The following is a 7147-nucleotide window of genomic DNA, read 5'->3' as shown; positions in this document are numbered from 1 at the left end:
GCGTTGATGGGTTAGTAAACAACGGTGCGTGTAATGGTTTGCGGTAAAGAATGGTTCCCGGTGCGGTATGGGTTTCAAATTGTCGGTAGAGCATTACGTTCGATTCAGCATGGCCAACTACCAGCCAGCCGCAGGGAACTAGCGAATCGTGCAGCCGCTGCACGACCTGTCGGGTCGTCTCCTCATCGAAATAGATCATGACATTCCGGCAGAAGATTAGGGCGAAAGCCACAATCCCCAGGTGCGGTGCTGGATAGATCGGCTCAGCAAGATTGAGCTGCGCGAAGGTTACAGTTCGGCGAATATCTTCACGCAAGCGCCAAAATCCCTTTTCCGGTTCAGCCACAAAATAGCGATCGCGCAAATCATCTGGTGTTTCGCGAAACGACCAGTTACCGTAGCGCACTTCACGGGCACGATTGAGAAAACGACGATTGATATCAGTGATCAGAATACTCACCTGCCAGGGCGGATTGGCGGGCAGCACTTCAGGCAACGTGATTGCCAGCGAATAAGGCTCCTCACCAGTTGCACAACCGGCACTCCACACCCGGAGATAGCACATCGTTGCACGACGTTGCATCAGGTCGGGTAGGATAATCTCTTGCAGAGCCGCGAATTGTACGGCATTACGAAAAAATAGGTCTCACCAATCGTAAGCTCTGTAATCAACTCATCCCAGGCTGATGGATGGCTCTCAACCATAACCAGGAGTTGCTCAAAACTCGCCACTCCCAGATGTAATGCCAGTCGTTGCAGGCCGTGAGTCAGGTCGGCACGACGCTGATCTGGATAACACAATCCAGCGCACTAGCGCAATAGCGTCGCAAAACGATTGTAAAGCTCATCCGACAGCATAAGCATCTCTCTAACCTGCCAGCCTGAAGAAACCGTTGAACACGGTCATCTTATTCAATAATCCCAACATCCTGCTTCCTCGCCACTCTCTCTACCCTCTTTCCCCGGCCTTATTCCCCTCTCCTATTTCCTCCCTTCTCCCCTCAAACCTTTCCCAGTACTGCCGCAATCGACATCCCCAATTGTTCCAGTGGTAATTCATGATGAACAGCACCGTGTACTTTGGCCATCTTCGGCATCCCGTAAACAATACACGAATCCTCATCCTGACCAAACGTTGTCCCACCGGCTCGCGCCAGTTCCAGCAGCCCCTGGGCACCATCGTCACCCATCCCGGTCAAAATCACTCCAATGGCACGTGATCCGTAATGATGGGCCACACTGCTAAACAAATGGTCAGCACTCGGGCAATAGTGATCAATCGGTATGGACTTCTTTATGTTAACTACATGATACCGGATAATCTCAAGGTGGTGATCATCGTACGGCAGATACACATGGCCCGGAAGGATCGGCGTCTCGTGTTCGATAACGTGAACCGGCAATGGAATGGTACTGGCAAGCCAATCAGCAAGGGCACACATAAATCCTGCAGTCACATGTTGTGCAATCACCATGGGCAACGGAAAACTACTGCCAAGATCGCGGAGGATCGTTTGGAGCGCTGTCGGACCACCGGTTGAGGCCGCGATTACCAGGATGGCATATTCTTTGTTGACCTGATCTAACCACTTCAGCGTCATACGTGGTGGATGGCGGGTTACTACTTGACCCCGGCCATTAAACGTAAAGTACGGATCAAATGGTCACGATCAGCAGCACTGGCCGAATCGGCAGGACCAGACGGTTTGCGGACGACCGCTAGTGCGCCGGCTGTCAGTGCAGCCATAGTGCGTTGTTCTGCATCGCCGGTGCTTGAACTGAAGAGCACAATCGGTGTTGGGCGTTGTTGCATGATTTCCGGGTTGCTTCATACCCATCGAACACCAGCAGATGGATGTTCATTGCTACCACGTGTGGATGCAGTCGCACCGTTGATTGGACTACATCCCGGCCGTTGATGTCGGTGCCTACTATAACCAGATCAGGTGTTACATCAAGATAAGAGCGAAGAAGTTGTAACTGACTGGGTGAATCTTCAACTAATAGAACGCGAATGGGTTCTTTACATACGACTCATACAGGTTGCCCGGCACTGCTGAAAGAAGACTTCCCCAGGTGTGATCTCAATAATCCGGTTTTACTTCATATTTCACAATACCACATCTCAAACCTACACATTCATGAATGTTTTGCGCAATCTGGCCCGCTCAAACAGGTCCGATGGTTCAAGCACCAGTACGATCTGTCGTTGATGCGTAGCGATGCGCACAAGAGTCTATTCTCATATGCTAGCGGAACGAACCGGTCAGCAGATACCGTCACCACATCGTACACTTCATCAACGATCAAGCCCAGTACCGGCTGCTCAATGTTATGACTGGTCACGATCACGAAGCTATGAACACTCACAGAACCCGGTTGATTGAGCAGCATATGACCGATCAGCACCGGGATTAAGTGACCGTGCAGATTCAGTAAGCCGGCTATTGCCGGTGGTGCTTCAGCGAGCATGGTGAGCGCCGGTAGACGCACTACCCGCACTACGACATCTACCGGTAGCGAAAAGGTTTGCAGATCAACTCGAAAAGTAAGAAAGGTTTGATTCTTCATATATTCGCCCTGTCACTATGCACATCCAGCCTGTTCTCCGATACCATATTGTGATTACGCAACACCAATGCGGAACTCGATGTGATATCCAAATGGCGATGACTTGACTTTGACATCATCCAATTGATAGGCAGTTTGCACCGATGATTGATTGGCGACACGATGGTACGTCTCACCGTCTGTGTCACATTCGATGATCAGAGTATGGGTATGGTTACTATCTTCACAGTGAATGCTCACATCATTGGTACAGAAATGCGCGATGCAGGCACGCAAAACTTCGCTAATCGCGGCAGTAATCTGCGCCTGTTTCGCAGTCAAAAAGCCCATCGTTCGCGTACTCTGGCGCAGCATCTAGCGAAGCAGTATCAGATCAACGTCATTGCTAACCGTGATTTTTTGGTTCTGGATGTGTTTCATAGGACTATCTCATAGCAACCGTGCGATAGTTTCCAGCAGTGTTTGCTGATCAAAGGCACGTTTAACGATATAGGCATCGGCACCCGCAGCCAAGCCACGTTCGAGGTCGGCTGGACTATCGAGCGAGGTAACGAGTACTACTGGCAAGTGGCAAAAGGCGGGATCGGTACGAATCTGACGGGTTAGTTCGAAACCATTCAAACATGGCATATCAATATCGCTCAGGACAAGCTGACATCCACCCTGATTTTGCAAGTTGTGCAATCGGTCCAGTGCCTCCTGACCATCAGTTGCCAGCACAACACGATAACCGGCAGCTTCCAGGATGTTCTTTTCCAATGTACGGGTCGTGATTGAGTCATCAACCACGAGGATCGTGGGCGAATGAGCAGGCGCAGGATTGGCGGTCGAAGACCTCACTGCATGATTAACCGTCAGGGCTGCCTGTAACAGATCGACCGCATTGAGGATCGGGGCTACGCTGCCATCAGCGAGAATTGCCGCGCCACTGACAAAGCGCACCCGTTGTAATGGTGGTGGAAGCCGGTGAACAACCAGATCGCTCTCTTCGCCGATAGAATCCACAATGTAGGCAATTTGTCGTTCATTACTCCCGATCAATAATGCCGGCTTGGCAGCAAGGAAATCGATCACCGTTTCTGACGCAAAGCCGATGAGTTGGACCAGCGAAATCAGTTGTAATGGCCGACCATCGACAATGCCCACAGGACGGCCTTCCAGAGTGTGAAGTTGGGTACAGCTGATCTACACAACACGGCGTAGACTATCAACGGGTAAAGCGAAGATTTGATTATTCACATATATCAGCAGGCCGCGCGTACGCATAAGGGTGAGCGGGAGGGCCAGTGTGAACGTTGCGCCCTGACCGGGCACACTCATCACCGTCACGCTCCCTCCCATCCGCTCAATAGTTGTCCGTACAACATCAAGGCCAACCCCGCGTCTTGACAATTCACTGATATGTGATTTGGTCGAGAAACCTGGAGTAAAGATGAGATCCAGCACCATCACATCATCCACGTGCTTGCTATCAGGTTGACTCAGTAGACCGAGCCGAGGCGCATGCTGTTTGATATCTTCTCGATCAATCCCGGCTCCATCGTCACCGATCACAAGATTGAGGCGGTCACTGCTGGTATTCGCTGTCAGACGGATCAAACCGGTGGGTGCTTTCCCCCTGGCCTGACGCACCTCAGGGGGTTCAATCCCATGATCCACCGCATTACGGAGCAAATGCAGACAAATCTCGTACACCTGATCGAGGTCCTGGCGATCAGCTTCTGCTCCGGAGTCTTCGCCGACAAATGTCACTTCTTTGCCGGTGCTACGATCCAAATCGCGTACATGCAGGCGTAACGAGCCAACAATTCTACTCAGGGGCGACATGCGCGTACGCTGAACCTGTGCCTGCATCCGCGTGCTAATGTCGGCCAGGAGCTCGTGATTATCACGGGCCTGATAGGAAAGCCGAGTCAATGCTGTGCCAAGCGCACTGATAATGTCATTTGCGTGCCTGAGCATGTCGATGACAGTTTGTTGTTGACTTTGCGGAATGAGCTGACCATCGACATGCGATGACGATCTATGGTGTAAGACCGGTACAGTTCGACGCCAGGCGCACTGCCAACGCTCAGGCAGTCGGGCAGCTCTTGCAGATCACGGGCGAGCTGACAGGTACGTAGCGTACTTGTTAACAGCTCCCCCATTTCCCTCATCAGATTGTCGAGAACGGCGACATCAACCCGGACACTTCTTTCGGGTGCCAGTGATGGTGCCGACTGCTGAGGGCGAGTTTCTGAAGTAGATAGTGATGGAGTGGCTGCTTCGCCATCGCACATGTGCTGGCCGATTGACATCAGATGAGCGAGTAAAGCATCCAATGCATCCTGATCGTTTATCTGTCCCGGCACTGCCTGTTCCATCAACGCGCCGATAACCTCAAGCGCCTGATAAATCACATCACAGATATCGGCAGTGAGCGTAAGCTGATTCTGGCGGAGTGCCGCAAAGATATGCTCAATTTGATGAGCGATCTGCTCAACGCTTTTGACATCAGCAGCGTGCGCCCCACCTTTCAGACTGTGAGCGGCACGAAACAGGTGATCAATCAGCTCACGACGGCGCGGATGATCTGGTGTTCGCTCCAGATCGAGCAGGATATCGATGATTGCTTGACGATGCTCGGCCTGTTCTGCGCGAAAGACGGCCAGCACCTGCGCCTGAATATCGTCATCAGAGAGCATATAAACCTCTTATTCAGATGAGCGTAAGGTCGCAAGCTGTTAGGTGAAGACGATCCTGCGCTTGCTGAGACTGATACTTCGACCCGGTCACCCATAGTGAACAGAGTGACCGGATACGAGCAGTTCCTGACCTACAGCCGATAAATAACTACTGTCTGCTGCAACTTTTGGGCCAATGCATGCAAGTCCTGTGCTGCCCGTTCGGCCTGGCGGGTCGAAGCCAATGCCTGCGCGGTAGCCTGCTGGATATTCGCCATCGCCTGCCTAATCTGCTCCATACCTGCCATCTGTTGCTGGGCAGCGGCAGCCATTTGGATGTTGGCCTGAGCACCGTTTTCAACCTCGTGCGCAATCCGGTGAATGATCTGCCCGGCCTGGGCGGCAAGAGTGACACCCTGCTCAACACCCTTGCCGTCCTCTTCAGTCACCATCACTGCCGCGTTGGTCGCTTTCTGGATTTCGGCCAGAATATCACGCACTTGCTGGGCTGCCGCCTTCGAGCGTTCAGCTAGTTCACGCACATGCTGGGCTACGACGGCAAAACTCTTACCCTGCTCACCGGCCTGGGCAGCCTCAATAGCCGCATTTAGGGCCAGCAGATTGCTTTGATCGGCAAGTTCGCTCACCGTAGTCATGATCATGCCAATGGCCTGCGTTTACTCGGCTAGACCGAGAATGGTCTGCGCAATCGTTTCCACGCGACTGCGAATCTGGTTCATTCCATTGATCGTGTCTTCAACCGCCTGAGCACCCTGGCGGGCAATCTCAAATGCATTCTGGCTATCGTTAGCGACCTGAGTCGCCTGTTTTGCCGTCTGCACCGAAATTGCTTTCACTTCATCAATAGTGGTTGCAGTCTGCGTGAGCGTAGCCGATTGCTCTGCTGCGGATGCGGCTTGCTGGGTGGTGGCAGCAAGAATTTCGGCAGCAGTGCTCGAAATATCTGTATTGGCACGCTAAACCTGGGCGGCAATCGTCCGCAACCCATCAACCATCGCGTTCAGTTGTTGACCGAGTAGCGACAGATCATCGTTATTGTTAGAGACTTGCAATCGCACTGTGAGATTGCCACGGGCAATTTCTTCAGCAAAAGCACTGTATTCTTGTACTATTTGTTCAAGATATTCTTTTGCCACTTTGGTTGCATTAGCTGCACGGAGTTCTTCATTTGTCCGTTGTTGCTCTTCCAGTTGGCGACGAATGGTCTCGGCCATCTGCCGGAAGGCTGTTGCCAGGCGGCCAACTTCATCACGTCCTTCAGGGAGATCATAATGATCATGAATTCGCCCACCGGCCATTTGGAGGGATGCCTGCGTAACGCTCTTCAAGCGATGATCGATATTGCCGGCAGTAACTAACGTGAGCAGTGTACCGAGCACAATGATGATTCCTGGCCCACCGATTAAAACAATCTGTAGGCTTTGCAGACTTTGCGCTGAGGATTCTGAGAGCTGATAGAGCAGCTCTTCCTCAGAGCTCGCAAATTGATCCATTATCTGACTGATGCGGGTGAAAGTTTCGCGACCGGCACGACTGATCACACCCTGAATAACCTGCTCAAGTTGTGCTTCATTCCGGTTCACGGCGTAACGCAGGTTGATCAAAGGCTCAGCAACCTGTGTTTGCCATTTGTCAAGCTCGCGGTCCACTTTTTCAAGTAATACATACAACTCAGAATCGCGTGGTGTCTCCCGTTGCATCGCGCTGTGCACAGCCAGATAGAACTGTTTACCACTTTCATACTTCTCCAGAAACACCGGATCACCGGTGATCAGAAAACTTCGTTTCCCCGACTCCATCATATGCATTACCATCTTTCTTTGCACTTTCTTGACTATGCTGCCAGCCAGGGGCAGAGTTGCTCGGCGGTGACACCCGACCGGAACCGGTCT

At 52.1% G+C, this 7147-nt stretch carries 11 protein-coding genes; 1 reads left to right on the top strand and 10 read right to left on the bottom strand.

All coding sequences use genetic code 11. The features are described 5' to 3' along the window. The 4 genes from VAE55_RS18535 to VAE55_RS18520 all read right to left on the bottom strand — a co-directional run. The coding region (locus VAE55_RS18535; RefSeq protein ID WP_322817199.1) for a protein-glutamate O-methyltransferase CheR at positions 1–583 on the bottom strand (583 nt) is incomplete at its 3' end. A gap of 418 nt (positions 584–1001) precedes the next feature. Beyond that, the gene (locus VAE55_RS18530) at positions 1002–1601 is read right to left on the bottom strand and encodes a CheB methylesterase domain-containing protein (protein WP_322817198.1); all 600 of its coding nucleotides are present in this window, start codon (positions 1599–1601) and stop codon (positions 1002–1004) included. A gap of 20 nt (positions 1602–1621) precedes the next feature. Beyond that, a complete protein-coding gene (locus tag VAE55_RS18525) occupies positions 1622–1813 on the bottom strand; it encodes a hypothetical protein (RefSeq protein ID WP_322817197.1) in 192 nt (63 codons plus the stop codon). A 326-nt stretch (positions 1814–2139) separates the two neighbouring features. Then, on the bottom strand, positions 2140–2571 hold the full coding sequence (locus VAE55_RS18520) for a chemotaxis protein CheW (RefSeq protein WP_322817196.1): 432 nt from the start codon (positions 2569–2571) through the stop codon (positions 2140–2142). Positions 2572–2775: 204 nt separating this feature from the next. On the opposite strand from VAE55_RS18520, the gene VAE55_RS18515 reads away from it, so the two are divergent. Then, positions 2776–3006 carry a hypothetical protein gene (locus VAE55_RS18515; RefSeq protein ID WP_322817195.1) on the top strand — a complete coding sequence of 77 codons (231 nt, stop codon included), beginning with the start codon at positions 2776–2778 and terminating at the stop codon, positions 3004–3006. On the opposite strand, the gene VAE55_RS18510 is transcribed toward VAE55_RS18515, so the two are convergent. The 6 genes from VAE55_RS18510 to VAE55_RS18485 all read right to left on the bottom strand — a co-directional run bounded on the left by VAE55_RS18510 (position 3001) and on the right by VAE55_RS18485 (position 7057). Further along, complete coding sequence (locus VAE55_RS18510) at positions 3001–3717, bottom strand: response regulator (protein ID WP_322817194.1); 717 nt, start codon at positions 3715–3717, stop codon at positions 3001–3003. The genes VAE55_RS18515 and VAE55_RS18510 overlap by 6 nt on opposite strands. A 39-nt stretch (positions 3718–3756) precedes the next feature. Next, a complete protein-coding gene (locus VAE55_RS18505) occupies positions 3757–4533 on the bottom strand; it encodes a chemotaxis protein CheA (RefSeq protein WP_322817193.1) in 777 nt (258 codons plus the stop codon). Beyond that, the gene (locus tag VAE55_RS18500) at positions 4485–5255 is read right to left on the bottom strand and encodes an Hpt domain-containing protein (protein ID WP_322817192.1); all 771 of its coding nucleotides are present in this window, start codon (positions 5253–5255) and stop codon (positions 4485–4487) included. Before VAE55_RS18500 ends, VAE55_RS18505 begins: the two co-directional genes overlap by 49 nt. 131 nt (positions 5256–5386) lie before the next feature. After that, entirely contained in the window at positions 5387–5896 is a 510-nt protein-coding gene (locus tag VAE55_RS18495) for a methyl-accepting chemotaxis protein (RefSeq protein ID WP_322817191.1), read from the bottom strand. A gap of 15 nt (positions 5897–5911) precedes the next feature. Continuing rightward, on the bottom strand, positions 5912–6076 hold the full coding sequence (locus tag VAE55_RS18490) for a hypothetical protein (RefSeq protein WP_322817190.1): 165 nt from the start codon (positions 6074–6076) through the stop codon (positions 5912–5914). Positions 6077–6211: 135 nt separating this feature from the next. Then, positions 6212–7057, bottom strand: coding sequence for a HAMP domain-containing protein (locus VAE55_RS18485; protein WP_322817189.1), 846 nt, complete (start codon positions 7055–7057; stop codon positions 6212–6214). Positions 7058–7147: the final 90 nt, after the last annotated feature.

The organism is Chloroflexus sp. (assembly GCF_034432675.1).
Classification (GTDB): domain Bacteria; phylum Chloroflexota; class Chloroflexia; order Chloroflexales; family Chloroflexaceae; genus Chloroflexus.
The sequence above is the reverse complement of the archived record's forward strand: the minus strand, read 5'-3'. Positions and strand labels throughout refer to the sequence as shown.